The following is a 2,882-nucleotide window of genomic DNA, read 5'->3' on the forward strand; positions in this document are numbered from 1 at the left end:
AAGATAGTAGAAATGTCAACTTGCCAGTCAGATCGAGGCAGGTGAGCGCGTAAACTGGAATAGTGCATTGCAAATTATCAATATTTTGGAGACTCATCGCATGAATGAAGCGTTAGAAAAAAATATTACACAAAACCGGAACAATCTGAACTAGGTCGTTCATCTGAGTACGATTCACATTATAATCCAGACCGATTGTTTGCCATTCCCCGTGATGCGAAGCGTAAAGAAATAGGTGTTGACCCTAACGAACTTCCTTTCTATGGCTTTGATTGTTGGAATCATTATGAAGTGTCATGGCTTAATGAAAAAGGTAAACCTATTGTTGCATTGGCTGAGATTATTTATGATTGTGCGACGGTTTATTTAATCGAATCCAAATCATTGAAACTCTATTTTAATTCATTCAATAACACCCAGTTTAAAAATAGTGAAGAAGTTAAATTGGCTATCGAGCGTGATTTAGCGAAACGCGTAGGAGGAGAGGTTCAGGTGAGAATTCTATCTTTGAAAGAAAAAGAACCGGCTATGATTGAAGCAGTATCTCAGGGTGAATGCATTGATGACCTCGATGTGACTTGCTCTGTTTACCTTGTTGAACCTGAGTATCTCTTTGTAGAAGATAAGCAAATAGAAGAAGTGCTGTATTCAGATTTGTTGAAATCGAACTGCTTAGTTACAAATCAGCCAGATTGGGGCAGTGTCCAAATTGCCTATACGGGAAAACAGATTAATCGAGAAGGCTTATTGAAGTATCTGGTATCGTTTCGTAACCATAATGAATTCCATGAGCAATGTATTGAACGAATTTTTGTAGATATCATGCATCGTTGTAAACCAGAAAAACTTACCGTTTATGGACGTTATACCAGACGGGGTGGCTTAGATATTAATCCTTATCGTTCAACTGAGAAAGTGGAATCTCAAGGGTTAAACCTGCGATTAATTAGGCAGTGAGCTTAGTTTATCTGGGTAAGGTTATTTTGAGTGCGTTAAACACACTTTAAATAGGTTCTATTGGGTGCAACCTTTATTTTACGGCTGCTCTTACTCGGGTTGACCTTTCCATCATTTTGGTCAAAATGAGTTGATTTTCTGTGCTTCGATGCTGAAAAATTAACTCATTTGGGCTCAATCTAGCGAACTGTCAACAGTCCCTAAATCAGTTGTAAAAGAATAGCATCGATTTTCATAGAAAATAGATTTGAATTAAGTTGAACTTAGCCTAATGAATACTGACAGTCCGACACCAAATGAACAAATTGCATCTTCTGTCGTACGCTCAATGACCGGAGAGCAGGTGCTATCTGCGATGCGAATGGTTACTGGGGAGCAAAATTTTGTATATGCCGTGCGGACTCCTGCTGCAGAATATGTGCTTCGTATGACTGATATCAGTCACAAACATAAATTTCATGCTGCTATTGCATGGCAGAAAATTCTCCTGCCACTGGGAGTTCCTCTCGCTGAATTTATTAAATCAGATTTAGATGGCAAGTACTCTCCATATCCAGCATTACTAATGATGCGCTTGCCTGGCGATGATCTCATTAATGTCTATCCACACCTTACAGATTCAGATAAGAAAAATTTAGCTAATGAGATGATTAACATACAGGCTCTATGTAACAGGCTTCATGAATGTTCAGGTTATGGTATTCTCGACAGTTATGACGATATTTCAACAGAAAAAACATGGTATGAATTTTTGTTCAAAAGATTAGAGCTATACAAAGAGCAGATAACAAACACTGCTCTTTTTACCCCCAAACTGGCGACACAAGTTCTTAACGTAGCAAAATGTATGGAAGATAGTTTTAGAATTATACGACCAATGCCTTTTTTATGGGATGCCAGCGAACGAAATGTACTGGTACACAATGGTAAGATTACAGGTATCGTAGATGTCGATGAAATTTGTTTTGGCGACCCATTATTGGTGATTGCGCTGACGAGTACCTGTCTTGAATTAGAAGGCCTGGATACCATATATACTGATTACTGGGCAGCAGGCTTGCATCTTGATAAATCAGCACAAGTCAGACTTGATTTTTATAGGCTGTTTTATGCTATAGCATTCATGCGAAAACACTCAATGCAAACAGCAAATAGTAAAAAAGTCATGTTTGATACTGAGAAACTGCTAAGTATTTTTCATCACTCGTTGGAGCGTCTGAATAAATAAGCTAATTAGTTACAGGCGCGAAACAACCATTGAAAAGTACGATTAATGAGCACGTTGATATCTTTTATGATAGACGATGTCATCTTTGGGCTTTAGTAAAAATTCTAAGAGCCTCTTGATTGGGGGAATAATGCAGTTAATAGGTGCTGATAAGACCACGGAGCATTTGTTTTTGCCCACCAGGAACACCATCGAGATAGGTGGTTTTTGATCGCGGGTAGCAAACCCATAGGGGACCATTGACTTAACCGTCTCGCGTGCTTTTCGAAGTGTTCTTGGGTATGGGGTAGTTTGGTTGGGTTTTGCCGATCCCTGTAACTTTGATATTGATTCGATAGTACAAGAACTCAAGGATAGAAATACATTTTCACAGGTTTAAGTCAGCAGATTTATAACGAACTAGTACTTAAATTAGACATACCAAGGTTTTGTGATAGTATTTAATTTATGGACTTTATAATCGAATAGCTCACAATAAAATGGAGTTAGTCTCAAAAGGATTTCAGAGATGAAAAAAGCATTTCTTATCGTAATGATTTCATGGTTTATTTTTCCTGTATGGGCAGCAAGCCCTGATGTTGTTACTTTTGGAGTTTATCCAATTAGCATTTATGATGTTGATCCAGCAAATGGCACATTTAGCATTAGGGTCTGTTGACATTTCACATAGGCAACCATAAAAGTGCGCAAACCATGG

2 protein-coding genes and 1 pseudogene are annotated in these 2,882 nt (G+C 38.2%); all 3 read left to right on the forward strand.

From position 1 onward, the window contains the following. Window positions 1-100 precede the first annotated feature (100 nt). The 3 genes and pseudogenes from queF (at window position 101) to LDG_RS19480 (ending at window position 2,843) form a co-directional block, all read left to right on the forward strand. Window positions 101-957, forward strand: a pseudogene (gene queF, locus LDG_RS01280) (NADPH-dependent 7-cyano-7-deazaguanine reductase QueF). A gap of 271 nt (window positions 958-1,228) precedes the next feature. Continuing rightward, window positions 1,229-2,185, forward strand: a complete 957-nt coding sequence (locus LDG_RS01285) for an aminoglycoside phosphotransferase family protein (RefSeq protein WP_006869271.1) — start codon at window positions 1,229-1,231, stop codon at window positions 2,183-2,185. Between the two features lie 508 nt (window positions 2,186-2,693). Then, window positions 2,694-2,843, forward strand: coding sequence for a hypothetical protein (locus tag LDG_RS19480; RefSeq protein ID WP_006869273.1), 150 nt, complete (start codon window positions 2,694-2,696; stop codon window positions 2,841-2,843). The last annotated feature ends 39 nt before the right edge of the window (window positions 2,844-2,882 follow it).

Source organism: Legionella drancourtii LLAP12 (genome assembly GCF_000162755.2).
Taxonomy (GTDB): domain Bacteria; phylum Pseudomonadota; class Gammaproteobacteria; order Legionellales; family Legionellaceae; genus Legionella; species Legionella drancourtii.